Source organism: Streptomyces sp. NPDC013455 (assembly GCF_040632975.1).
Taxonomy (GTDB): Bacteria; Actinomycetota; Actinomycetes; order Streptomycetales; family Streptomycetaceae; genus Streptomyces.
In genome coordinates this window covers 20844-44117 of sequence record NZ_JBEYCX010000031.1, presented here as the reverse complement: position 1 = coordinate 44117, position 23274 = coordinate 20844, and the positions used below count along the sequence as shown (strand labels likewise).

The 23274-nt window shown below is 73.3% G+C and carries 21 protein-coding genes; 10 read left to right on the top strand and 11 right to left on the bottom strand.

Annotated elements, in window-relative coordinates:
• Positions 1-21: 21 nt before the first annotated feature.
• Together ABZ576_RS32475 and ABZ576_RS32470 are read right to left on the bottom strand one after the other, a co-directional pair.
• Complete coding sequence (locus tag ABZ576_RS32475; RefSeq protein ID WP_360749063.1) at positions 22-663, bottom strand: response regulator transcription factor; 642 nt, start codon at positions 661-663, stop codon at positions 22-24.
• Complete coding sequence (locus tag ABZ576_RS32470) at positions 656-1801, bottom strand: GAF domain-containing sensor histidine kinase (RefSeq protein WP_360749061.1); 1146 nt, start codon at positions 1799-1801, stop codon at positions 656-658. The genes ABZ576_RS32475 and ABZ576_RS32470 overlap by 8 nt, the downstream gene beginning before the upstream one ends.
• A 226-nt stretch (positions 1802-2027) precedes the next feature.
• On the opposite strand from ABZ576_RS32470, the gene ABZ576_RS32465 reads away from it, so the two are divergent.
• The 3 genes from ABZ576_RS32465 (at position 2028) to ABZ576_RS32455 (ending at position 4952) form a co-directional block, all read left to right on the top strand.
• The gene (locus ABZ576_RS32465; protein ID WP_360749058.1) at positions 2028-2723 is read left to right on the top strand and encodes an SDR family oxidoreductase; all 696 of its coding nucleotides are present in this window, start codon (positions 2028-2030) and stop codon (positions 2721-2723) included.
• Positions 2720-3889: an S-adenosylmethionine:tRNA ribosyltransferase-isomerase gene (locus tag ABZ576_RS32460; RefSeq protein ID WP_360749055.1), complete on the top strand. Its 1170-nt coding sequence runs from the start codon at positions 2720-2722 to the stop codon at positions 3887-3889. Before ABZ576_RS32465 ends, ABZ576_RS32460 begins: the two co-directional genes overlap by 4 nt.
• A gap of 298 nt (positions 3890-4187) precedes the next feature.
• Positions 4188-4952: a transglycosylase SLT domain-containing protein gene (locus ABZ576_RS32455; RefSeq protein ID WP_360749052.1), complete on the top strand. Its 765-nt coding sequence runs from the start codon at positions 4188-4190 to the stop codon at positions 4950-4952.
• Positions 4953-5036: 84 nt separating this feature from the next.
• On the opposite strand, the gene ABZ576_RS32450 is transcribed toward ABZ576_RS32455, so the two are convergent.
• Positions 5037-7643: an FHA domain-containing protein gene (locus ABZ576_RS32450; RefSeq protein WP_360749049.1), complete on the bottom strand. Its 2607-nt coding sequence runs from the start codon at positions 7641-7643 to the stop codon at positions 5037-5039.
• Positions 7644-7882: 239 nt separating this feature from the next.
• Between ABZ576_RS32450 and ABZ576_RS32445 the strand changes: the two genes are divergently transcribed.
• Positions 7883-9886, top strand: coding sequence for a streptophobe family protein (locus tag ABZ576_RS32445; protein ID WP_360749046.1), 2004 nt, complete (start codon positions 7883-7885; stop codon positions 9884-9886).
• A 316-nt stretch (positions 9887-10202) separates the two neighbouring features.
• Positions 10203-11426 carry a phosphoserine phosphatase SerB gene (gene serB, locus ABZ576_RS32440; RefSeq protein ID WP_360749043.1) on the top strand — a complete coding sequence of 408 codons (1224 nt, stop codon included), beginning with the start codon at positions 10203-10205 and terminating at the stop codon, positions 11424-11426.
• Positions 11427-11545: 119 nt separating this feature from the next.
• Here serB and ABZ576_RS32435 read toward each other — a convergent pair whose 3' ends face one another.
• The 4 genes from ABZ576_RS32435 to ABZ576_RS32420 form a co-directional block, all read right to left on the bottom strand.
• Positions 11546-12064, bottom strand: coding sequence for a histidine phosphatase family protein (locus ABZ576_RS32435; RefSeq protein WP_360749041.1), 519 nt, complete (start codon positions 12062-12064; stop codon positions 11546-11548).
• Between the two features lie 78 nt (positions 12065-12142).
• Positions 12143-12349 (bottom strand): hypothetical protein, encoded by a 207-nt coding sequence (locus ABZ576_RS32430; RefSeq protein ID WP_360749038.1) that lies wholly within the window; start codon positions 12347-12349, stop codon positions 12143-12145.
• Positions 12350-12676: 327 nt separating this feature from the next.
• Positions 12677-12796: an SGM_5486 family transporter-associated protein gene (locus ABZ576_RS32425; RefSeq protein WP_360749035.1), complete on the bottom strand. Its 120-nt coding sequence runs from the start codon at positions 12794-12796 to the stop codon at positions 12677-12679.
• A 136-nt stretch (positions 12797-12932) separates the two neighbouring features.
• Complete coding sequence (locus tag ABZ576_RS32420) at positions 12933-14297, bottom strand: CynX/NimT family MFS transporter (protein ID WP_360749033.1); 1365 nt, start codon at positions 14295-14297, stop codon at positions 12933-12935.
• A 70-nt stretch (positions 14298-14367) separates the two neighbouring features.
• Between ABZ576_RS32420 and ABZ576_RS32415 the strand changes: the two genes are divergently transcribed.
• Entirely contained in the window at positions 14368-15060 is a 693-nt protein-coding gene (locus ABZ576_RS32415) for a FadR/GntR family transcriptional regulator (RefSeq protein WP_360749030.1), read from the top strand.
• 88 nt (positions 15061-15148) lie between these two features.
• Here ABZ576_RS32415 and ABZ576_RS32410 read toward each other — a convergent pair whose 3' ends face one another.
• The 3 genes from ABZ576_RS32410 to fabG all read right to left on the bottom strand — a co-directional run bounded on the left by ABZ576_RS32410 (position 15149) and on the right by fabG (position 17305).
• Entirely contained in the window at positions 15149-15499 is a 351-nt protein-coding gene (locus ABZ576_RS32410) for a hypothetical protein (protein ID WP_360749027.1), read from the bottom strand.
• 328 nt (positions 15500-15827) lie between these two features.
• A complete protein-coding gene (fabI, locus tag ABZ576_RS32405; protein ID WP_360749024.1) occupies positions 15828-16595 on the bottom strand; it encodes an enoyl-ACP reductase FabI in 768 nt (255 codons plus the stop codon).
• Positions 16596-16600: 5 nt separating this feature from the next.
• Entirely contained in the window at positions 16601-17305 is a 705-nt protein-coding gene (gene fabG, locus ABZ576_RS32400) for a 3-oxoacyl-[acyl-carrier-protein] reductase (RefSeq protein WP_360749021.1), read from the bottom strand.
• 240 nt (positions 17306-17545) lie between these two features.
• On the opposite strand from fabG, the gene ABZ576_RS32395 reads away from it, so the two are divergent.
• The 3 genes from ABZ576_RS32395 (at position 17546) to tyrS (ending at position 21954) form a co-directional block, all read left to right on the top strand.
• A complete protein-coding gene (locus ABZ576_RS32395) occupies positions 17546-19069 on the top strand; it encodes a TldD/PmbA family protein (RefSeq protein ID WP_360749018.1) in 1524 nt (507 codons plus the stop codon).
• 168 nt (positions 19070-19237) lie between these two features.
• Positions 19238-20629, top strand: a complete 1392-nt coding sequence (locus ABZ576_RS32390) for a metallopeptidase TldD-related protein (RefSeq protein WP_360749015.1) — start codon at positions 19238-19240, stop codon at positions 20627-20629.
• 56 nt (positions 20630-20685) lie between these two features.
• Positions 20686-21954 carry a tyrosine--tRNA ligase gene (tyrS, locus tag ABZ576_RS32385; protein WP_360749013.1) on the top strand — a complete coding sequence of 423 codons (1269 nt, stop codon included), beginning with the start codon at positions 20686-20688 and terminating at the stop codon, positions 21952-21954.
• A gap of 264 nt (positions 21955-22218) precedes the next feature.
• Here the strand turns inward: tyrS and ABZ576_RS32380 are convergent, their stop codons facing one another.
• Positions 22219-22500, bottom strand: a complete 282-nt coding sequence (locus tag ABZ576_RS32380; RefSeq protein WP_360749010.1) for a GlsB/YeaQ/YmgE family stress response membrane protein — start codon at positions 22498-22500, stop codon at positions 22219-22221.
• A 245-nt stretch (positions 22501-22745) separates the two neighbouring features.
• Between ABZ576_RS32380 and ABZ576_RS32375 the strand changes: the two genes are divergently transcribed.
• A complete protein-coding gene (locus ABZ576_RS32375; RefSeq protein ID WP_360749007.1) occupies positions 22746-23270 on the top strand; it encodes a DUF3099 domain-containing protein in 525 nt (174 codons plus the stop codon).
• The last annotated feature ends 4 nt before the right edge of the window (positions 23271-23274 follow it).

Genomic DNA, 23274 nt, shown 5'->3' with positions numbered 1-23274 from the left:
TGAGGCGTTGGTCAGGGCGTCTCAGCCGGTCACGCCATGGCGTACGGCCCACAGCGCGGCCTGGGTGCGGTCGGCGAGGTCGAGTTTCATGAGGATGTTGGACACGTGCGTCTTGACGGTCTTCTCGGACAGGACGAGGGCACGGGCTATCTCCCGGTTGGAGCGGCCGTCCGCGATCAGGCCGAGCACCTCGCGCTCCCGCTCGGTGAGCGAAGTACCCCGCCCGGGGCCGCTGTTGGCCTCCTCCCGGGACAGCAGGGCGTCGGCGACCTCCGGCTGGAGCAGGACATGCCCGGCGTGCACGGAGCGGATGGCGCCGGCCAGGGCGTCGGGGTCCACGTCCTTGTAGACGTACCCGGCGGCGCCCGCGCGCAGGGCCGGGACGACCGTGCGCTGCTCGGTGAAGCTGGTGACGATCAGCACGCGGGCGGGGTTGCCCAGCTCGCGCAGGCGGCGCAGGGCGGCGATGCCGTCCATGCCCGGCATCTTCACGTCCATGAGGACGATGTCGGGCCGCAGCTCCTCGGCCCGGGCGACTCCCTCGGCGCCGTCGGCGGCCTCGCCGACGACCTCGATGTCGTCCTGCACCTCCAGGAAGGTGCGCAGACCCCGGCGGACGACCTGGTGGTCGTCGACCAGCAGCACCTTGATCGGTTCACCCACCGGGGACCTCCATCTCGATCGTGGTGCCCTTGCCGGGCGCCGATTCCACGCTCAGGCTGCCGCCGGCCCCGCTGGCCCGGTCCCGCATCGAGACCAGGCCGAGGTGGCGTCCGGCGCGGCGGACGGCCGTGGGGTCGAAACCCCGGCCGTCGTCGGTGACCCGCAGCACGGCTCCGTTTCCGCGCCGCTCCACGCTCACGTCCACGTGAGCGGCGCCGGAGTGGCGCAGGGCGTTGTGCAGGGCCTCCTGGGCGACTCTGAGGAGGGCCTCCTCCTGGGTCGCGGGCAGGGCGCGGACGCCGTTGGCGGTGAAGGTCACGCGGGCGGTGTGGGCGCGGTCGAGGACCTGTATCTGGGTGCGCAGGGTGGCGAGCAGGCCGTCCTCGTCCAGCTGGGCGGGCCGCAACTCCACGACGGCGGCGCGCAGTTCGTCGGCGGCTTCGGCGGCGAGCGCGGCGACTTGGTGCAGTTCGCCCTTGGCGCGGGCGGGGTCGCGGTCGACCAGCGCGGCGGCCGCCTGGGCGGTCAGGCGCAGGGAGAACAGTTTCTGGCTGACCGCGTCGTGCAGTTCGTGGGCGAGCCGGGAGCGCTCCTCGGCGATGGTCAGTTCGCGGCTGCGTTCGTAGAGGCGGGCGTTGGTGAGGGCGATGGCGGCGTGCTGGGCGAGGATGGAGAGCAGTTCCTCGTCCTCCTCGGTGAAGCCGCAGCCGCCTTCCGGCCTGGGGCAGCGCTTGTTCGCGAGGAACAGCGCCCCGAGGACCTCCTCGCCGTCCCTGATCGGCAGGCCCAGGAAGTCGACCAGGTCGGGGTGGGCGGCCGGCCAGCCCTCGAAACGCGGGTCCTCGCGCACGTCGGCGAGGCGCTCGGGCTCGGCCTCGTGCAGCATCGCGGCGAGGATGCCGTGCTGGCGCGGGAGCGGGCCGATGGCACGCCACTGCTCGTCGCTGACGCCGTCCACGACGAACTGCGCGAAGCCGCCGTGGTCGTCGGGGACGCCGAGGGCGGCGTACTGCGCGTCGAGCAGCTCGCGGGCGGAGGCGACGATCGTCTTGAGGACGTCGCGCACCTCCAGGTGCCTGCTCATGGCCAGCAGCGCGGAGCTCACCGCGGCGAGGCCGGACCGGGGGCCGTGACTCATGCCCTCACGGTACCGGCGGGGTGTGACGGCGCGGATCGGCCCCGTGGCCGCGGGACCGGGTCCGCTGGGCCTAGGGCCGTCGGCGTAGGCCCTGGTCCGGGGCGTGGGACGTACGCCGAAGGGCCCCCGCGCCGTGGGCCCCGCGTCCGAGGCGGTGCGGGCGGTGCCGTTCCTACCGTGTGGTCACCGCCCGCCGGGGGCGGTGACCGACGAGGGGACGGTAGTCATGCCGGTAGCGATCATCACGGGGGCCTCGAAGGGCCTGGGGCGGGCGCTCGCGGAGGCGCTGGCCGCGCGCGGCTGGGATCTGGTGCTCGACGCCCGGGGTGCCGGTGCCCTCGAGGAGGCCGCGGAGGCGGTCGCGCGGTACGGCGGGCGGGTGACGGCGCTGCCCGGTGACGTCGCGGACGGCGGGCACCGGGCGGAGCTGGTGGCCGCCGCGTGGCGGCTGGGCGGGGTGGACCTGCTGGTGAACAACGCGAGCGCGTTGGGTGCCGAGCCGCTGGTGCGGCTGTCGGAGCTGCCCCTGGAGGGGCTGCGGCGGGCGCTGGAGGTGAACGCGGTGGCGGCGCTGGGCCTGGTCCAGGAGGCGCTGCCGCTGCTCCAGGCGTCGCCGGCGGGCGCGGTGATCGCGGTCACCTCGGACGCGGCGGCGGAGGCGTACGGGACGTGGGGCGGCTACGGCGCCTCGAAGGCCGCTCTGGAGCAGCTCGCCGCGGTGCTCGCCGTGGAGGAGCCGGGGCTGCGGGTGTGGGCGGTGGATCCCGGGGACATGGCGACGGAGCTGTACGCGGCGGCCGTACCGGACGACGAGGATCCGCGTCCGGCGCCCGCGGCTGTCGTACCGGCGTTCCTGCGGCTGCTGGAGGAGCGGCCCGCGAGCGGGCGGTACACGGCGCCGTCTCTGGTGGAGGAGCGGTGACCGCGCCGAAGGGGGCGCTCCCGCCGGAGCCCGTCCGGGAGTGGGGCCGCGTGCCGCCGGAGCTGTCCGCGCGGGTGCCCGCCGAGCAGCGTGGGCCGGGGCTGGGCCGGGACGCCGTGCGGCTGCTGGTGTCGCGCGGTACGCAGGTGGCGCACCACGCGTTCCGTGACCTGCCGCGGCTGCTGCGGGCCGGGGACCTGCTGGTGGTGAACACCTCGCCGACGCTGGCCGCCGCGGTGGACGGGCGGATCGGGCACGCGCGCGTGGTGGTGCACTTCTCCACGCGCGGGGACGACGGGCGGTGGGCGGTCGAGCTGCGGGAGCCGGACGGGCGCGGCACCACGCGCGCGCGTGCGGGCTCGCCCGCGGCCGGGGAGGTGTCGCTGCCGGGCGGGGGCCGGCTGCTGCTGGAGGAGCCGCTGAGCGCGCGCGGGGACCGGCTGCGGTGGGCGCGGCCCGCCGGGGCGGACGTACGGGCGGTGCTGCGGGAGCACGGGCGGCCCATTCGCTACTCCTACACGGAACGGGACCAGCCGCTGTCCGCGTACCAGACGGTGTTCGCGCTGCCGACGCCGGACGGGGCGGGCAGTGCGGAGATGCCGAGCGCGGCCCGGCCGTTCACCGAGCGGATGGTGGCGGAGCTGGTGCGCCGGGGGGTGCAGTTCGCGCCGGTCTCGCTGCACACGGGGGTCTCGTCGGCGGAGGCTCACGAGCCGCCGTACGCGGAGCGGTTCGCGGTGCCGGAGGCGTCGGCGCGGCTGATCAACCTCGCGCGGGCGCGGGGCGGAGGGGGCGGAGCACCGCTGGGAACGGGTGGCGGCGGACGGGCGGGCGGCCGGGTGATCGCGGTCGGGACGACGGCCGTGCGGGCCGTGGAGTCGGCGGCGGGGCCGGACGGGGTGGTGCGGGCGGCCGCGGGGTGGACGGATCTGGTGGTCACGCCCGAGCGCGGGGTGCGGGTGGTGGACGGACTGCTGACCGGGCTGCACGAGCCGGAGGCGTCCCATCTGCTCCTGCTGGAGGCGGTCGCCGGGCGGGCGGCGGTCGGCCGTGCCTACGAGGAGGCGTTGCGCGCGCTCTACCTGTGGCACGAGTTCGGCGACGTGCATCTCATCCTCCCGGACGAGAGCACTCACCCAGTGCGTTGCGACGGCAACACGGCGTGAGTATGCGCGGCGGGCCGTGTGACGCCGCGCATAGGGCCTGCATCACGTACGAAAGAACATAGGAGATAAACCCGCCCACATGAACGGGACAGACAGCCCTGTCTGTCCCGTTTTGCCCTTCCCTGATCCACTACCCGGGATCGTACGTCACACCTTTGCCTGGGCATTTTGCGCCCGCTAAGAATTGCTTCCGTCGCTCAGCGCCGCGGGTTCGACCCCGCGGCGTTCGTGCGGGAGGAGCCGATTCCCCCGGCGGACGCACGAGCGACCTCCGCGCTATCCGAAGAGGTCCAACGCCATGCCCAAGAACTTCCTGAGCCGTGCTTATAGTCGTACGCTGATCAAGCAGCACAAGATCGCCGTGGCCGGCGTCGCCGCGCTCGGCACCGCCGCCCTCGCCTTCTCGGCCGCCCCCAGCAGCGCCGACACCGTCACCACCGGCGCCCCGGCCGCGACCGCTCAGGTCGCCGGCGGCGTCGCCCTCCAGAACGTCAAGGGCACGGTCACGGACCAGCTCGCCGCCGGCAACCTCAAGCTCGACACCCTCGCGGCGCAGAAGAAGGCCGCCGACGAGGCCGCCGCCAAGAAGGCCGCCGAGGCCGCCGCCCTGAAGAAGGCCGCCGCGCAGAAGGCCGCCGCCGCGGCCGCCGCGAAGAAGGCCGCGCAGGAGCGCGCCGCCGAGCAGGCCGCCGCCCGCTCCGCGCAGCGCCCGCAGATGCAGCCGGTCGCCGCCAAGACCTACGCCGACAACCTCGACGGCTGGATCCGGCACGCGCTGGACATCATGAAGGCCAAGGGCATCCCGGGCAGCTACGACGGCCTGCACCGCAACATCATGCGGGAGTCCTCCGGCAACCCGAACGCCATCAACGACTGGGACATCAACGCGATCAACGGCATCCCGTCCAAGGGTCTGCTCCAGGTCATCCCGCCGACCTTCAGCGCGTACCACGTCCCGGGCACGTCCTGGAACATCTACGACCCGGTCGCCAACATCACCGCCGCCGCCAACTACGCGGCCGACCGGTACGGCTCGATCGACAACGTCAACAGCGCGTACTGAGGTCCGGCGCGGGACCTCAGCGACGCAGCGCCGAAGGGCGGCACCCGATGCGGGGTGCCGCCCTTCGGCGTCGTACGGGCGCGGTTACTTCCGCATGACCTCCGGCTCGTGGCGGCGCAGGAAGCGGGCCACGAAGAAGCCGCAGAGCACACCGAGCGCGATCAGCACGACCATGTCCAGGGTCCAGGCCGAGGCGGCGTGGTCCCACAGCGGGTCCGTGCTGGTCGGGTCGTCGGTGTTCGGGGCGATCTTGTTGAAGTCCAGCGTGGTGCCCGCCGCGGCCACCGCCCAGCGCGACGGCATCAGGTACGAGAACTCGTTGACGCCGAGCGTGCCGTGCAGGGTGAACAGGCAGCCGGTGAAGACGACCTGGATGATCGCGAACATCACCAGCAGCGGCATGGTCTTCTCGGCGGTCTTCACCAGCGAGGAGATGACCAGGCCGACCATCATCGAGGTGAAGCCGAGCGCCATGATCGGCACACACAGCTCGATCAGCGTCGAGCCGCCGAGGACGAGCCCCTCCTCGGGGATCTCCCGGCTGGAGAAACCGATCAGGCCGACCATCAGGCCCTGGAGCACCGTGATGGCGCCCAGCACGACCACCTTCGACATCAGGTACGCCGAGCGGGACAGGCCGGTCGCACGCTCCCGCTCGTAGATCACCCGCTCCTTGATCAGCTCACGGACCGAGTTCGCGGCACCCGCGAAGCACGCGCCGACGGCGAGGATCAGCAGGACGGTGGTGGCGGTGCCGTTCGGGACGGGCAGGCCGGTCTTGGGGTTCGGCGGGTTCACCAGCAGGCCGCGCTCGTGGTCGATCAGCAGGCTGACCGCGCCGAGGACCGCCGGCAGGATCACCGTCAGCGCCAGGAAGCCCTTGTCGGAGGCGATGACCGCCACGTAGCGCCGGATCAGCGTGATCAGCTGCGAGCCCCAGCTCTGCGGCTTGGGGGGCCTGATCGCCTGCGGCGGCGGCATGGCCACGGACTGCGGGGCGACGGCGTCGATGTCCGCGGCGTACATCTGGTAGTGCTGCGAGCCCTTCCAGCGGCCCGCCCAGTCGTAGTCGCGGTAGTTCTCGAAGGCGGAGAAGACGTCGGCCCAGCTGTCGTAGCCGAAGAAGTTCAGCGCCTCCTCCGGCGGTCCGAAGTAGGCGACCGCGCCGCCCGGCGCCATCACCAGCAGCTTGTCGCACAGCGCCAGCTCGGCCACCGAGTGGGTGACGACGAGGACCGTGCGGCCGTCGTCGGCGAGGCCGCGCAGCAGCTGCATGACGTCGCGGTCCATGCCCGGGTCGAGGCCCGAGGTCGGCTCGTCCAGGAAGATCAGCGACGGCTTGGTGAGCAGCTCCAGGGCGACCGACACGCGCTTGCGCTGGCCACCGGAGAGCGAGGTGACCTTCTTGTCCTTGTGGATGTCGAGCTTCAGCTCGCGCAGCACCTCGTCGATGCGGGCGTCGCGCTCCTGCGCGGTGGTGTCGGCCGGGAAGCGCAGCTTGGCCGCGTACTTCAGGGCCTTCTTGACGGTCAGCTCCTTGTGCAGGATGTCGTCCTGCGGGACCAGACCGATGCGCTGGCGCAGCTCGGCGAACTGCTTGTAGAGGTTCCGGTTGTCGTACAGCACCTCGCCCTGGTTCGCCGGCCGGTAGCCGGTGAGCGCCTTGAGCAGGGTCGACTTGCCGGAACCCGACGGTCCGATGACCGCGATCAGCGACTTCTCCGGCACGCCGAAGGAGACGTCCTTCAGGATCTGCTTGCCGCCGTCCACCGTGACGGTGAGGTGGCGGGCGGAGAAGGAGACCTCACCGGTGTCGACGAACTCCTCGAGCCGGTCGCCGACGATCCGGAAGGTGGAGTGGCCGACGCCGACGATGTCGCTCGGGCCGAGCAGCGCCGAGCCGCCCTTCGCGATCGGCTGGCCGTTGACGTAGGTGCCGTTGTGCGAGCCGAGGTCGCGGATCTCGAACCGGCCGTCGGGCGTGGCGTGGAACTCGGCGTGGTTGCGCGAGACCTGGAGGTCGGAGACGACCAGGTCGTTCTCCAGCGCACGGCCGATGCGCATCACGCGGCCGAGGGCGAACTGGTGGAACGTGGTCGGGCTGCGGTCTCCTTGCGCCGGCGGCGCCCCCGCGCCACCACCGGGCGTCTTCTGCGCGTACTGCTCGGCGGGCCCGCCCTGCTGCTGCGGGAACCCGGGGGGCTGCTGCCAGCCCGCCTGCGGGTCCTGCTGGTGCGCGGCCGCCTGGTGGGGCACGCCCTGCTGCGGAGCGCCCTGCTGAGGTGCGGGTGCCTGCTGCGCGGCGCCCTGCTGCTGGGCCCAGCCGGGCGCGCCGGCCCCCTGGGCCGCGTACGGCGCCGCCGCCTGCGGCTGTCCGGCCGGGCCGCCGACCGGTGCCGCGGCACCCGACAGGTTCAGCCGCGGTCCGTCGGTCGCGTTGCCGAGATGCAGCGCCGAGCCGGGGCCGATCTCCACGTGCTGGATCCGCTGTCCCTGCACGAACGTGCCGTTGGTGCTGCCGTGGTCCTCGATGACCCAACTGCGGCCGTTGAAGCTGACCGTGGCGTGTCGCCAGGAGACCCTGGCGTCGTCGAAGACGATGTCACCCTGCGGATCGCGGCCGAGGGTGTAATGCCTGGACGGATCGAGCGTCCAGGTCCGTCCATTTGATTCCAGTACGAGTTCCGGCACTCCATGCCCCACTGAGTTGTCCCCCGAGTTACCCCCATCGCAGGGAGTCTAGGGATGTCGAACATCGTGGGGAACTATTTCAGGCTCCGGCCCCTGACCGAAACCCGGGCCTTGCCGGAACGCCACCACGCGCTCCCGCCCGCCCGTTGACGGGGGTTGAAAACGGGCCGGAGAGTGGTAATTCGAGCGAGGGGACATGTGCGGGCGGCGGCGCCGCGGCGTGGATCGGGGGGCCTGCGATGAGTTCTGTCACCGGCGTCGAGACCACGCGGCACCGTCCGCCGGTGCCCTGGGCGGACGTTCTGCTGTCCGCGACGGCCACCGTGAGCTGGGCGTTGATCGGTATGGCGGGCACGGCCGCGCTCGGTCTGCATCTGCTGCGGGCGGACGCGGCGGGCTCACTCGGCCCCATGACTGCGGCCGTCGTGGCACTCGGAGCGGGCGGTTCGGTCTCCCCGGCGGGTGATGTATCCGCTTTCGGACTGAAAGGCGCCGAGGCCCGCGCCGCCGTCGAGATCACGCCACTCGGGGTGAGCCTGGTCGGTGCGCTGCTGCTGTCGTGGTTCTTCCTACGGTCCCTGCGCGCGGCCGGAGTTGCCGTCGCGCCGTCCGAACTCCTCGCGCGCGCGGGCACGGTGGTCGCGCTCTTCGTGACGCTGCTCGGCGGCCTCGCCTGGGCCGGCCACGACGTCGTCACCATCGACGGCGGTTCGCTCGGCCCGCCGGGCGGCGGGCACCGGGCCGGCGGCGGATCGAGGGTTCCCGGCCTCGGGGACCTGGGCGGCCTGCTGCCGGACCGGATCGGCGACCTGCCGGACCGGGTCGGCGAGCTGCCGGACCGTATCGCCGGCCTGATCGAGGCCGAGGCGGCCGTCGGCTTCACCGTGGACACCCCGGCCACGCTCCTCGGCGGCCTGGGCTGGTGCGCCGGCGTCCTGCTGATCGCGCTGCTCGCCGCCCGCCGCGCTCCCCTGCCGCCCGGCTGGACCGCCGTGCACCGGGTGGTGCGCCCGGCGGGCTCGGCCCTGGTCACCGTGGCGCTGCTGGCCGTCGTGGCGGGGCTCGCGGCGGCGGCGTACGCGGCGGCCGGCGACGAACACCCGGCGCGTGTCGCCGGGGCGGCGCTGCTCGGCGCACCGAACGGGGTCTGGCTCGGGGTCCCTCTCGGCCTGTTCGTCCCCTGGGACGGCAGAGCCACCGGCGTCCTCGGCACGCTGCTGCCGCATCCGCTGGACGAGTTCCTCGGGAGGCGGCCGGACGAGCCCGTGACGGTGGGCCGGCTGGCCGAGCTGGACGGGCGCGTGTGGCTGCTCGTGCCGGCCGCGGTGCTGATGATCCTGCTGGCCGGGGTGCTCACAGCGATCCGTACCCCGGTGGTGCGCACCGCGGACAGCGCCCTGCGCCTCGCCGGCCGGTGCGCGCTGCGGATGGGCGGCACGACCGCGCTCGCCCTGCCCCTCCTCGCCCGGCTGAGCGACGTGTCCGTGGACGCCGGCCTGTCCGTCCTGGGCTTCGACGCCTTCGGCGCGGGCCTCACCCTGCACGCCCGGCCGGGCGCGGCCGTGCTGCTGGGCGCGGCGTGGGGCGCGGCCGCCGGCGCGACGGGCGCACTGCTGGCCTGGGCGGCGGGGGCGGCCGGGGCGGGGGCGGTGGCCTCCGGCGGGGCGGGGGCGGGGAGGTCCGGCGGGGTTGAGGGGGTGGGGTCCGGCGGGGCTGAGGCGGTGGGGCCCGGCGGGGGCTCGGGGGGCTTGGCGGGTTCCGGGTTCGGGGTGGGCTCTGGAAGCGGGGTGGGCTTCGGGTCCGGGGCGGGGACCTGGACCGGGTCCGGGGCGGGTTCCGGGTCCGGGTCCGGGGCGGGCTCTGGGTCTGGGGCGGATAGCGGGGGCGGGGTGGGTTCCGGCATCGGGATGGGCCTCGGGTCCGGGGCGGGTTCCGGGTCCGGCTTCGCGGCGGGGCCGTACGGGCCGGTCGGGACGTATCGGCCGCCGGACCCGGACACCAACCCGTATCTGCGGCCGCCGCCGGAGCCGCGGGTCGTCTGGCCGCCGGCTGCGGGACAGGAGGTGCACGGCGCCGCGACCCTCGCCGCGGGACCGCTCGGCCCTCCTCCCCCGCCGCCCGGGACGCGACCGCCCTCGCGGACGGGTGAGCCCGCGCCCAAGACCCCGGACGACGGGCCGTCACCCCCGCCACTCCCGCCGCCACCGCCGTACCCGCCCGGCGCACCGGGGCCGCGCCGCTGAGACCGGGCCCCGTCGGGGGCGGGGCGGGGCCGGGGCCCGTCGGGGGCGGGGCCGGGGCCCGGGCCTCGTCGAGGCGGGGCCCGGTGTCTAGGCGGATCCACGCATCCGCCGGGACCGGGACGCACCGGCCTACGACGGGCAGTCCGGCGCATGCCGTGACACCCTCGTGAGGGAGCCGAGGCGGTACCGCGCCCACGGGCCGGCACCGTTTCCCGGCGGCCAGATCCCCTACACCGGCGCGACACCCATTGTTCCGTGTCCGTCAGGCGGACCTCGGCGGCGAGCGGCACTGGGTGCCGGATACGGTGGTGACACCATGAGCGCTTCGCAGACCTCCGCTTCGCAGACCTTCGAGGTCCCCACCCTCCTCGTCAAGATCTTCGGCAAGGACAGGCCGGGCATCACGGCCGGCCTGTTCGACACCCTTGCCGCGTACCTCGTCGACGTGGTCGACATCGAGCAGGTCGTCACCCGGGGCCGCCTGGTGCTGTGCGCGCTGGTGACCCAGCCGCCGGCCGGCCTGGAGGGTGACCTGCGGGCCACCGTGCACAGCTGGGCCGAGTCGATGAAGATGCAGGCGGAGATCATCTCGGGGCACGGCGACAACCGTCCCCGCGGCCTCGGCCGCTCGCTGGTGACCGTCCTCGGTCATCCGCTCACCGCCGAGTCGACGGCCGCGATCGCCGCCCGGATCGCCAAGGCGGGCGGCAACATCGACCGTATCTTCCGGCTCGCCAAGTACCCGGTGACCGCGGTCGAGTTCGCGGTGTCCGGTGTGGAGACCGAGCCGCTGCGCACGGCTCTGGCTTCCGATGCGGCGGCACTGGGTGTCGACATCGCGGTGGTCTCGGCGGGTCTGCACCGGCGGGCCCAGCGGCTGGTGGTCATGGACGTGGACTCGACCCTGATCCAGGACGAGGTCATCGAGCTGTTCGCCGCGCACGCCGGCTGCGAGGACCAGGTCGCCGAGGTGACGGCGGCGGCGATGCGCGGGGAGCTGGACTTCGAGCAGTCGCTGCACGCGCGCGTGGCGCTGCTGAAGGGGCTGGACGCCTCGGTGGTGGAGAAGGTGCGCGAGGAGGTCCGGCTGACGCCGGGCGCGCGCACCCTGATCCGCACCCTGAAGCGGCTCGGCTATCAGGTGGGTGTCGTCTCCGGTGGCTTCACCCAGGTCACGGACGATCTCAAGGAGCGGCTGGGCCTGGACTTCGCGCAGGCCAACACGCTGGAGATTGTCGACGGGAAGCTGACCGGCCGGGTCATCGGCGAGGTCGTGGACCGGGCGGGCAAGGCGCGGCTGCTGCGCCGGTTCGCCGCGGAGGCCGGGGTGCCGCTGTCGCAGACGGTGGCGATCGGTGACGGCGCCAACGACCTGGACATGCTCAACGCGGCGGGCCTGGGCGTGGCCTTCAACGCCAAGCCGGTGGTGCGGGAGGCCGCGCACACGGCGGTGAACTTCCCCTTCCTCGACACCGTGCTGTACCTCCTCGGCGTCACCCGGGAAGAGGTCGAGGCCGCCGACATGCACGACGAGGACTGAGCGGGCCACTGCCCGCGCCCGCCCGAGAGGGGCCCGGCCCCCGGCGGCGCACATCCGCCCGCGAAGGGCCCGGCCCCCGGTGGGCGCCGGACCCTTCCGCGCGCCGCGGCGGTGCCGGGTCACTCGGAGGGGGCCCAGTAGTCCGTGAGCGTGGCCGCGCCCGGCTCGACGCCCTTCCAGGGACCGTCGAAGGACAGCAGGGCGAAGGCGGCGGCCGGGAAGCCGCGGCGGTTCATCCGTTCGCGGGCGTCACCCTCGGCCGAACCGGCCAGGATGTCGGCCAGGCCGTGCACGCCCGGGTTGTGGCCGATCAGGATGACATTCCGCACGTCGTCCGGGAGCTCGTTGAGCACGGCGATCAGCTCGCCGGGCGAGGCCTCGTAGATCCGCTCCTCGTAGATGGTCTTCGGCCGGTGCGACAGCTCGTGGACGGCGAGCTTCCAGGTCTCCCGCGTCCGGGTCGCCGTGGAGCACAGGGCCCGGTCGAAGGTGAGGCCGGTGTCGGCCAGCTTGCGTCCGGCGACTGCGGCGTCCGTGCGGCCGCGCTCGGCGAGCGGGCGCTCGTGGTCGGCAACCTGGGGCCAGTCGGCTTTCGCATGCCGGAAGAGGACGATCTTGCGGGGTTCAGCGACGCTCATGGGACCCAGCTTCGCATGAAACACGCCACCCGGCGCAGGGAGTTGACATGCGGATTCACCGCGCGAGGGGGCTCGGTCTCAGCGCGCGAGGAGCTGCTGGGCGCGCTCCAGCAGGCGCGCGATCGCCGGGTCGCCGCTCGCCGCCTGGGCGTCCGACGGGTGCAGTATCAGCGCGAGGAGCGCGGCGAAGGCGAGGGCGGGCAGGGCGAGCGCCCACCAGGGCAGCCTGATGTCGACGCCGCCCGTGGTCGCCGGGTGGGGCCGGGAGTGGGTGCGGGCCGGCATGGTCGCCTCCGTGGGTCCTCGAGCGGGTCCGTGACCGCCCTGCGCGGTCACACCTCGAAGCTACGGAACCGGGGTCCGCCAACCCATCCGGCATCCCACCCAGTTCACCCTGACCCTGACCCCCTAGGGGATGGTGGGGCCAGCCCCCCCATCCGCCGGGCCCGGGCAGCGGCGACGGCCGTCGCAGGAAGGCCGGGCCCGGACAGCGGCGACGGCCGCCAGGGCACGCCCATCCTGGACAGGACGGATACCGTCAGGGGCACGCCAGCCACGGAGGCAGCGGCGGCCGTCAGGGGAGCGCCGCGTACGGACGGCGGCGGGCGGCCGTCAGGGGGACGCGATGGTCGCCACGATGGCGATGATCACGAAGATGGCGAGGAACGCGCCGAAGACGAGCAGCATCTTCTTCTGGCCGTTCGGCGGGTTCGGGTCGAGCACAGGCTGCATGCGCCCAGTCTCGCACCCCGCCCCCGCGCGGCGGCGCCGGGGGCACCCGTCGACACCCGCCGGCACCTGTCGCCAACGTCGCCATCTGTCGGCACCCGCCGGCACCTGCCGGCACCCGCCGGCACCCGCCGGCGGGTCAGCGCGCCGCCTCGTCCTCCACCGTGCGGTCCCGGCCGGCCAGGAAGCCGACCACCATCTGCGGCACCATCAGACCCGCCATCAGGGCGATCGGCAGGCCCCAGCCGCCGCTCTGCTGGTAGAGCACGCCGACCAGCAGCGGACCGGGGATGGAGATCAGATAACCCGTGCTCTGCGCGAACGCGGACAGCTGGGCCACGCCCGGACCGCTGCGGGCGCGCATGCCGACCATCGTCAGCGCCAGCGGGAAGGCGCAGTTCGAGACGCCGAGCAGCAGCGCCCAGACCCAGGCTCCGCCGGCCGGGGCGAGGTAGAGCCCGGCGTACCCGGCGAGGCCGCAGGCGCCCAGGACCAGCACGATGGGCCCCTGGTGGGGCAGCCGCGTGGCGACCCGCGGGATGACGAAGGCCAGCGGCACGCCCATGACCATCGTGACGGCGAGCAGCACGCCCGCGGTGCCCGCCGGGACGCCGGCGTCCCGGAAGATCTGCGGCATCCAGCCCATGGTGATGTACGCGGCGGTGGCCTGGAGGCCGAAGAAGACGGCGAGGGCCCAGGCGGTGCGGCTGCGGGTGACGCGCAGCGCCCCGTACCCGCCGGCCGGCTCCCGCACCGGCTCGCGCACCGGCTCCCGCGCCGACTCGCGCGCCGGCTCGTGCGGCCGGGCGGCGGCACCGCCGCGGTCCCGCAGGAGCGGCAGCCAGGGCAGCACGGCGGCCGCGGCGATGACCGCCCAGACGGCCAGACCCGGCTGCCAGCCGCCGCCCATCGCGTCGGTCAGGGGGACGCTCACCGCGGCGGCGAGGGAGGTGCCGAAGGCGAGCGCCATCGAGTACAGGCCGGTCATGGAGCCGACCCGGTCGGGGAACCAGCGCTTGACGATGACCGGCATCAGGACGTTGCTGACGGCGATGCCCATCAGGGCGAGCGCGCTGGCGGCCAGGAACCCGGCCGTGCCGCCTGCGTACGGCCGTATCAGCAGGCCGGCGGTGATCGCCACCATACCGGCGCACACCACGGCCGCCGGTCCGAAGCGGCGGGCCAGGCGGGGCGCGGTGACGCCGAAGACGGCGAAGCACAGCGGGGGCACGGAGGTGAGCAGGCCGGCCACGCTGCCGCTCATGCCGAGCCCGTCGCGGACCTCCTCCAGAAGGGCGCCGAGGCTGGTGATGGCCGGGCGGAGGTTCAGCGCGGACAGCACGATGCCGACGACGACCAGCCGGGTCGCCCACGCGCGCGTGCGGGCCGCGCCGGGTGTCGTCTCGGATGCGCTCGCCGCGGCGGTCGTACCGCGATCGCTCGGTGACATCGCCGTACGGGTCTCCACTGTCCGGGTTTCCTCACTAGCCATGAGAGCCATCATAGAATCATAGGATGATTGTCTGTCCATGCCCTGGGTGCTCGCGCCCGGGTCTTCCGTGCGAAGGTGGGCCATGCCCTTGAGCCACCCGCGCCGTTCGGCGCTGTCCGAGCAGGTCATCGCCGCGCTGCGGAACCAGATCACGTCGGGCGAATGGCCCGTGGGCTCGCGCATCCCGACCGAGCCGGAGCTGGTCGAGCAGCTCGGCGTCGCCCGCAACACCGTCCGCGAGGCGGTCCGCGCGCTCGCCCACAACGGTCTGCTGGACATTCGCCAGGGCTCGGGGACGTACGTCGTCGCCACGAGCGAGCTGGCCGGCGTGATGCAGCGGCGGTTCGCCGACGCCGACCCGCGGCACATCGCCGAGCTGCGCTCCACGCTGGAGTCGGCGGCGGCCAAGCTGGCGGCCGAGCGGCGCACCGAGAAGGACCTCAAGCAGCTGGACACGCTGCTGGCCCGGCGCGAGGAGGCGTGGGAGACGGGTGACGCGGAGGCGTTCGTGACCGCCGACGCCACCTTCCACCTGGCCGTGGTCTCCGCCTCGCACAACGACGCGATGACGGCGATGTACGCCGACCTCGGCGAGGTGCTGCGGGACTGGCTCCGCGCCGACGTCGGCGCGGAGCTGACCCCCGAGAGCCACATGGACCACACCCGGCTGCTGGACGCCATCCGCGCCGGTGACGCGGAGACGGCGGCGCTGGAGGCCGCGAGCTACCCGTTCCTGTGCGATCCGGGCCGCTTCACCGCACCCTCGCGCGGCTGATCCGGTTCACCGGGCGCGGGGGGCTGATCCGGTTCACCGGGCGCGGGGGGCTGATCCGGTTCACCGGGCGCGGGGGTGCTGATCCGGTTCAGCGCACCTTCTGGTGGCTGATCCAGACCGAGCGCACTTCCTTCCAGCACCGGCCCGCGAGCCGTACGGTCATGGCGGGTCCGGCGTCCACCGGCGCGCTGTCGGTGTCGATGTCCCACCAGCGGGCGCATTCGATGTGCAGACGCACGCGGTCGGTGTCGACGTAGGGGTTGTGGCAGTGGACCACCACGTGGGAGCCGCGGACGGCCGTACGGCAGGAGGCGCCGAAGCGGCTCGGCGCGGGCGGCTTGCCGTGGCTCACGCGCGCGTGGGGCAGCGCGTCGTACGGCAGCGAGAGGACGAGGGCCAGGGCCACGGTCACCGGGGCGAGGCTGCGGGACAGGCGCACAAGGGGACCTCCTCGGCCGGGCTGCGGAGGGACGTGCGGGGGTCGGCGTAATCCAGGGTGCGCCGTCGGCGCGGCGGCGGCCCGGCCGGTGACCCGAACGGGTGACGCTCACCGCACCACCCCCGGGGGGCCGCCGCCACCGGCCCGCACCGTGTACTCGCCCGCGTACGCACCCCCGTACGCGCCCGCGTACGCACCCCCGCCCCGGCCCCCGCCTCCCCCCACGCTCCCCGCCCCCGGCGCGCGTGAGACCCCCGCGCGTGTCCGGGAACGCGCGGGGGCCCGCACCCCAGGAAGGGTGCGGGCCCCGGGCGGGTCGCCGGTGCGATCAGGCGCCGATGGCGTGCAGGCCGCCGTCGACGTGGATGATCTCGCCCGTGGTCTTCGGGAACCAGTCGCTCAGCAGGGCGACCACACCGCGGCCGGCCGGCTCGGGGTCGGCCAGGTCCCACTCCAGCGGGGAACGGGTGTCCCAGACGGACGCCAGGTCGCTGAAGCCCGGGATGGACTTGGCGGCCATGGAGCCGATCGGGCCGGCGGAGATGAGGTTGCAGCGGATGTTCTGCTTGCCCAGGTCACGCGCCATGTAGCGGCTGGTGGCCTCCAGGGCGGCCTTGGCCGGGCCCATCCAGTCGTACTGCGGCCAGGCGTACTGGGCGTCGAAGGTGAGGCCGACGACCGAGCCGCCGTTCTGCATCAGCGGCAGGCAGGCCATGGTCAGCGACTTCAGGGAGAACGCCGAGACGTGCATGGCGGTGGACACCGACTCGAACGGCGTGTTGAGGAAGTTGCCGCCGAGCGCGTCCTGCGGCGCGAAGCCGATGGAGTGGACGAGGCCGTCGAGGCCGCCCAGCTCCTCGCCGACCACGTCGGCCAGGCGGGCGAGGTGCTCCTCGTTCGTCACGTCCAGCTCGATGACCTTGGTCGGCTTCGGCAGCTTCTTGGCGATGCGCTCGGTCAGCGTGGGCCGCGGGAACGCGGTCAGGATGATCTCGGCGCCCTGCTCCTGTGCGAGCTTGGCGACGTGGAAGGCGATGGAGGACTCCATCAGCACACCGGTGACCAGGATGCGCTTGCCCTCGAGAATTCCGCTCATGGTGATCAGTGACCCATTCCCAGTCCGCCGTCAACCGGAATGACGGCTCCAGTGATGTACGAGGCGTCGTCCGAAGCGAGGAACCGCACCGTCGCGGCGATCTCCTCCGGCTGCGCATAACGGCCGAGCGGCACCTGGGACACGATGCCCTGGCGCTGCTCGTCGCTGAGCACCTTGGTCATGTCGGTGTCGACGAAGCCGGGCGCGACGACGTTGAAGGTGATGTTGCGCGAGCCCAGCTCCCGGGCGAGGGAACGCGCGAAGCCGACCAGGGCGGCCTTGGAGGCGGCGTAGTTCGCCTGCCCCGCGGAGCCGAGCAGGCCGACCACGGACGAGATGAGGACGACGCGGCCCTTCTTGGCGCGCAGCATGCCGCGGTTGGCGCGCTTGACGACGCGGAAGGTCCCCGTCAGGTTCGTGTCGATGACCGAGGTGAAGTCGTCCTCGGACATGCGCATCAGGAGCTGGTCCTTGGTGACGCCGGCGTTGGCGATCAGGACCTCGACGGGACCGTGCTGGTCCTCGATCTCCTTGTAGGCCTGCTCCACCTGCTCCGGGTCGGTGATGTCGCACTTGACGGCCAGGAAGCCGGCCGGCGGCTCTCCCGAACGGTACGTGATCGCGACCTTGTCGCCGGCGTCGGCGAAAGCGCGGGCGATGGCGAGGCCGATGCCCCGGTTACCTCCGGTGACGAGAACCGAGCGGCTCAACGGATCACCCTTTCCATAGCGGTCTGACACATCCGCCCGGACACCTGGATGACAGGCGGCTTCACCGAAAACCTATCGGTACCGCCATGCCCGTGGACAAGCGGGCACCGACAGTGGCTCGAAGGTGTCACTGTCGGGTCCCTACAGAAACGAGCCGGTCCGGGCCCGGAAGCCGGTGGTCCACCGCCCGGCTCTGGAGACATGATCGGATCGACAGGCCACGACAGCAGGGAGACCTCCGTGCCTCATTCCATCGACGAAGCCTTCACGGCGCTTCCCCTACGGGCCCTCGCCGACGCCGCGCTCGCACGCGCGCGGGCGCTGGGCGCCGAGCACGCGGACTTCCGGTTCGAGCGGGTGCGCAGCGCCTCCTGGCGGCTCAGGGACGCCCGGCCGGCCGGATCGTCGGACACCACGGACCTGGGGTACGCCGTCCGGGTCGTGCACGGCGGTACGTGGGGTTTCGCCTCCGGCGTGGACCTGACCATGGACGCCGCCGCCCGGGTCGCCTCGCAGGCGGTGGCCATGGCCAAGCTGTCCGCTCGGGTGATCGGGGTCGCGGGCTCCGGCGAGCGGGTGGAGCTGGCCGACGAGCCGGTGCACGCGGACGAGACGTGGGTCTCGTCGTACGAGATCGACCCGTTCTCGGTGCCGGCCGAGGAGAAGGCCGCGCTGCTCGCCGAGTGGAGCGCGCGGCTGCTGGCCGGGCGGGGCGTCAGCCATGTCGACGCCTCGCTGCTCACCGTGCACGAGAACAAGTTCTACGCCGACACCGCCGGGACCGTGACCACCCAGCAGCGGGTGCGGCTGAACCCGCAGCTGACGGCCGTGTCGGTCGACGAGTCGAGCGGTGAGTTCGACTCCATGCGCACCATCGCGCCGCCGGTGGGGCGCGGCTGGGAGTACCTGACCGGGACCGGCTGGGACTGGGACGCCGAGCTGGAGCGGATCCCGGAGCTGCTCGCCGAGAAGATGCGCGCGCCGAGTGTGGAGCCGGGCCTGTACGACCTGGTGGTCGACCCCTCCAACCTGTGGCTGACCATCCACGAGTCCATCGGCCACGCCACCGAACTGGACCGCGCCCTCGGCTACGAGGCCGCGTACGCCGGCACCACGTTCGCCACCTTCGACCGGCTCGGCAAGCTGAGGTACGGCTCGGAGCTGATGAACGTCACCGGCGACCGGACCGCCGAGCACGGCCTGGCGACCGTCGGCTACGACGACGAGGGCGTGGCGGCGCAGTCCTGGGACCTCGTGAAGGACGGCACGCTGGTCGGCTACCAGCTGGACCGCAGGATCGCGCGGCTGACCGGGTTCGAGCGGTCCAACGGGTGCGCCTTCGCCGACTCGCCGGCGCACGTGCCGGTGCAGCGCATGGCCAACGTGTCCCTCCGGCCGGACCCGGCCGGGCTGTCCACCGAGGACCTGATCGGGGGCGTCGACCGGGGCATCTACGTCGTCGGCGACCGGTCCTGGTCGATCGACATGCAGCGGTACAACTTCCAGTTCACCGGCCAGCGGTTCTTCAGGATCGAGAACGGGCGGATCACCGGACAGCTGAAGGACGTCGCCTACCAGGCCACGACCACGGACTTCTGGGGCTCCATGGCCGCCGTGGGCGGGCCGCAGACGTACGTCCTCGGTGGTGCCTTCAACTGCGGCAAGGCCCAGCCCGGCCAGGTGGCCGCCGTGTCCCACGGCTGCCCGTCCGCCCTCTTCAGGGGCATCAACATCCTCAACACAGCTCAGGAGGCCGGTCGATGAGGGCAAGCACGGGGACCGGCTGGGGGTCCGGGGGTCGCCCCCCGGGAAAGCACAGTCTCAACACAGCTCAGGAGGCCGGTCGATGAGGGCGAGCACGGGGACCGGCTGGGGGTCCGGGGGTCGCCCCCCGGGAAAGCACAGTCTCGACACAGCTCAGGAGGCCGGTCGATGAGCGTCCGTACCCGCAAGCCGCACGAGGTCGTCGAGCAGGCCCTGGCGCTGTCACGGGCCGACGGCTGTGTCGTCATCGCCGACGAGCACTCCACCGCCAACCTGCGCTGGGCGGGCAACGCGCTGACCACGAACGGTGTCACGAGGGGACGCACCCTCACGGTGATCGCGACCGTGGACGGCCAGGAGGGCACGGCCTCCGGTGTCGTGTCGCGGTCGGCCGTCACGGCCGAGGAGCTGGAGCCGCTGGTCCGGGCCGCCGAGGCCGCCGCGCGCGGGGCCGGGCCGGCGGAAGACGCCCAGCCGCTGGTGAGCGGGGTGCCGCAGTCCCCCCACTTCACGGACGCGCCCGCCGAGACCTCCTCCGCGGTGTTCGGCGACTTCGCCCCCGCGCTCGGCGAGGCCTTCGCCCGCGCGCGTGCGGGCGGCCGGGAGCTGTACGGCTTCGCCAACCACGAGCTGGTGTCGACGTACGTGGGGACGTCCACCGGGCTGCGCCTGCGGCACGACCAGCCCACCGGCACGCTGGAGCTGAACGCCAAGTCGCCGGACCACACCCGCTCGGCGTGGGCCGGCCGGACGACCCGGGACTTCGAGGACGTCGACCCGGGCGCGCTCGACGCCGAGCTGGCCGTACGGCTGGGCTGGGCCGAGCGGCGCGTGGAGCTGCCCGCGGGCCGCTACGAGACCCTGCTGCCGCCCAGTGCCGTGGCGGACCTGCTGATCTACCAGCTGTGGTCGGCCTCGGGCCGGGACGCGACCGAGGGCCGGACGGTGTTCTCCAGGCCGGGCGGCACCCGGATCGGCGAGCAGCTCTCCCGGCTGCCGCTCACCCTGCGCAGCGACCCTGACGAGCCCGGCCTGGAGTGCCCGCCGTTCGTGGTCGCCCACTCCTCCGGCAGCGACCAGTCGGTGTTCGACAACGGCCTGCCCGTGCACGCCACCGAGTGGATCGGTGAGGGCGTGCTGCGGCACCTGACGACGACCCGGCACAGCGCCGCCCTGACCGGGCTGCCGGTCGCCCCGGCGCTCGGCAACCTGATCCTGGACGGCGGGAGTGACCGCTCCCTGGAGGAGATGGTCGCGGACACCGAGCGCGGGCTGCTGCTGACCTGCCTGTGGTACATCCGCGAGGTGGACCCGGCGACGCTGCTGCTGACGGGGCTGACCCGGGACGGCGTCTACCTGGTGGAGAACGGCGAGGTGACCGGGCAGGTGAACAACTTCCGGTTCAACGAGTCGCCGGTGGACCTGCTGGGCCGGGCCGCGGAGGCCGGGCGGACGGAGAAGACGCTGCCGCGCGAGTGGGGCGACTGGTTCACCCGGGCCGCGATGCCCGCGCTGCGCATCCCCGATTTCAACATGAGCTCTGTCAGCCAGGGCGTATAACCTCGTAGTCGGCTGTCACCCGACCGCCCGAGGACCACCAAGGAGACACGAGAACCGTGACGGACATCGTCGACGAGCTGAAGTGGCGTGGGCTCATCGCCCTCTCCACGGACGAGGACGCACTGCGCAAGGCGTTCGCGGACGGCCCCGTCACGTTCTATTGCGGCTTCGACCCGACCGCGCCCAGCCTGCACCTCGGCAACCTCGTGCAGATCCTCACGATGCGCCGCATCCAGGAGGCGGGGAACCGTCCGCTGGCGCTGGTCGGCGGTGCCACGGGTCTCATCGGCGACCCGAAGCCCACCGCCGAGCGCACGCTGAACGCGCCGGAGGTCGTGGCCGGCTGGGTGGAGCGGCTGCGCGCCCAGATCGAGCCGCTGCTCCACTTCGACGGGCCGAACGCCGCGGTGATGGTCAACAACCTGGACTGGACCCAGGGCCTGTCGGCCATCGAGTTCCTGCGGGACATCGGCAAGTACTTCCGGGTCAACAAGATGATCGCCAAGGAGGCCGTCTCCCGGCGGCTGAACTCCGACGCGGGCATTAGCTACACCGAGTTCAGCTACCAGATCCTGCAGGGCATGGACTTCCTGGAGCTGTACCGGCGCCACGGCTGCACGCTCCAGACCGGCGGCAGCGACCAGTGGGGCAACCTCACCTCGGGTACGGATTTGATCCACCGGGTCGAGCCGGAGGCCGTGGTGCACGCGCTGGGCACCCCGCTGATCACCAAGGCGGACGGGACCAAGTTCGGCAAGACCGAGTCCGGCACGGTGTGGCTCGACCCCGAGATGACCACGCCGTACGCGTTCTACCAGTTCTGGGTCAACGCGGACGACCGGGACGTCTCCAAGTTCCTGCGCATCTTCAGCTTCCGGTCCCGTGAGGAGATCGAGGAGCTGGAGCGGCAGACCCAGGAGCGTCCGCAGGCCCGGGCGGCGCAGCGGGCGCTCGCCGAGGAGCTGACGACGCTGGTGCACGGCGCCGAGCAGACGGCCGCGGTGACCGCCGCGTCCAAGGCGCTGTTCGGTCAGGGCGAGCTGGCCGACCTGGACGCGAGGACGCTGGCCGCGGCGCTGTCCGAGGTGCCCCACATCCAGGTCGCCGAGCTCGGCCCGGTGGTCGACCTGCTCGCCGAGGTCGGGCTGGTGGCGAGCAAGTCCGCCGCCCGGCGCACGGTGAAGGAGGGCGGGGCCTACGTCAACAACGTGAAGGTCGCCGCCGAGGACCACGTCCCCGGTGCCGAGGACCTGCTGCACGGGCGGTGGCTCGTGCTGCGGCGGGGGAAGAAGAACCTGGCCGCCGTGGAGCTCGTCTCAGCCTAGCGCGGCGGCGCGGTCCGGGTAGCGCGGCGCGGTCCGGGTAGCGCGGCGCGGTCCGGGTAGCGCGGCGCGGTCCGTCCGGACGCGGCAAGCGGTGTCCGCGTGCCGCGTCGCTCCGCAGCGGGGTCCGCTCCGCACCGGGGTCCGCTCGGCACCGCAGGGCTGCGGGTGCCGGGCGGGGCCGCCGGGTGTGTCACCGGTGGCCCGCCCGGCTCCCCGCGCCCCGCGAGCGTGCTCGGCGTCCGCGCTCGGGCAGGTCCCGGGGGCTCAGGCCCGCTGGTGCTTCCTCTTGCCCAGCGTCGCCATGTACAGGGCGTCCACGGCTGCGACGATGATGATCGCGGCCACGAGCTGGAAGAGGTGGCGGCTCCAGTCGATGCCGCGGGTCGCCTCCACGCCGACCGCACGGGCGAGCGCGTTGCCCACGATGGCGCCCAGCATGCCGCAGATGGTGGTCAGCCACAGGGGACTGTGCTGCTTGCCCGGGATGATCGCCTTGGCGATGAGGCCCAGCACGAATCCCACGATGATCGCCCACAACCAGCCCATGGCTGCCTCCTCGTACGGATCGACGTGAGCATTACGGCCAGTGTGATTCCGTCCGCCGTACGACGCACGTCGGGCTGCCCCGCGCAGGGCACGGCGGCGGGCGTCGCCGCAGGCCGGGGGCGACCCGGTATCGAAGGCGGCGCGGGCGCGGCGTAACGTGGGGGGTGTCCTGTTCCGGCTCCCCGCCGGCGGGGGACGAGGGTGCGGGCCGAGGAGAGTCCGATGCGGGCGGATGGTGGAATGTGATGCGGAAACGGCACGGCGGCGACGTCCAGGTTTTCCGGATCACCGGTGCCCGGACGAGCCTGGCCGAGGACGTCCGGGGCCGGCAGCGGCGGTACGTCATCTCGATGTCGGTCCGTACCGTGTCGGTGATCCTCGCGGTCTCCCTGTGGAACGTCGAGCGGTACGTCGCGATCGTGGCGCTGGTGCTCGGCGCGGTGCTCCCCTATGTCGCCGTGGTGATCGCCAACGCCGGCCGGGAGAAGCCGCCGTCCCTGCCGTCGACGTTCGTCACCGCGCCGATGCGGCCGATGATCGCCCCGCCGGGGGCCGACGGGGCGGCGGCAGCGCCACCCGGCTCGAACCCCACGTCGGGCTCCGGCACCGCGAGCGGCCCGGACACCACGACCGGCCCGGACGGCGCGAGCGGCCCGGACACCACGGCCGGCTCCCGGCCGGGGCCCGGCTCCCGTCCGGGGTCGGCGCCGGACGACGTCCCGGCGGCTCCGGCGGCCGGGGCCCGTGCCGAGCGCCCCGACCCGGCCTGAGCAG

Bases quoted from the DNA above. Each gene is read 5' to 3' on its own strand.
- ABZ576_RS32470 (WP_360749061.1), bottom strand. From the start codon at position 1,801: ATGAGTCACGGCCCCCGGTCCGGCCTCGCCGCGGTGAGCTCCGCGCTG.
- ABZ576_RS32465 (WP_360749058.1), top strand. From the start codon at position 2,028: ATGCCGGTAGCGATCATCACGGGGGCCTCGAAGGGCCTGGGGCGGGCG.
- ABZ576_RS32455 (WP_360749052.1), top strand. From the start codon at position 4,188: ATGCCCAAGAACTTCCTGAGCCGTGCTTATAGTCGTACGCTGATCAAG.
- ABZ576_RS32445 (WP_360749046.1), top strand. From the start codon at position 7,883: ATGAGTTCTGTCACCGGCGTCGAGACCACGCGGCACCGTCCGCCGGTG.
- serB (WP_360749043.1), top strand. From the start codon at position 10,203: ATGAGCGCTTCGCAGACCTCCGCTTCGCAGACCTTCGAGGTCCCCACC.
- ABZ576_RS32435 (WP_360749041.1), bottom strand. From the start codon at position 12,064: ATGAGCGTCGCTGAACCCCGCAAGATCGTCCTCTTCCGGCATGCGAAA.
- ABZ576_RS32430 (WP_360749038.1), bottom strand. From the start codon at position 12,349: ATGCCGGCCCGCACCCACTCCCGGCCCCACCCGGCGACCACGGGCGGC.
- ABZ576_RS32425 (WP_360749035.1), bottom strand. From the start codon at position 12,796: ATGCAGCCTGTGCTCGACCCGAACCCGCCGAACGGCCAGAAGAAGATG.
- ABZ576_RS32420 (WP_360749033.1), bottom strand. From the start codon at position 14,297: ATGATGGCTCTCATGGCTAGTGAGGAAACCCGGACAGTGGAGACCCGT.
- ABZ576_RS32415 (WP_360749030.1), top strand. From the start codon at position 14,368: ATGCCCTTGAGCCACCCGCGCCGTTCGGCGCTGTCCGAGCAGGTCATC.
- fabI (WP_360749024.1), bottom strand. From the start codon at position 16,595: ATGAGCGGAATTCTCGAGGGCAAGCGCATCCTGGTCACCGGTGTGCTG.
- ABZ576_RS32390 (WP_360749015.1), top strand. From the start codon at position 19,238: ATGAGCGTCCGTACCCGCAAGCCGCACGAGGTCGTCGAGCAGGCCCTG.
- ABZ576_RS32380 (WP_360749010.1), bottom strand. From the start codon at position 22,500: ATGGGCTGGTTGTGGGCGATCATCGTGGGATTCGTGCTGGGCCTCATC.
- ABZ576_RS32375 (WP_360749007.1), top strand. From the start codon at position 22,746: ATGCGGAAACGGCACGGCGGCGACGTCCAGGTTTTCCGGATCACCGGT.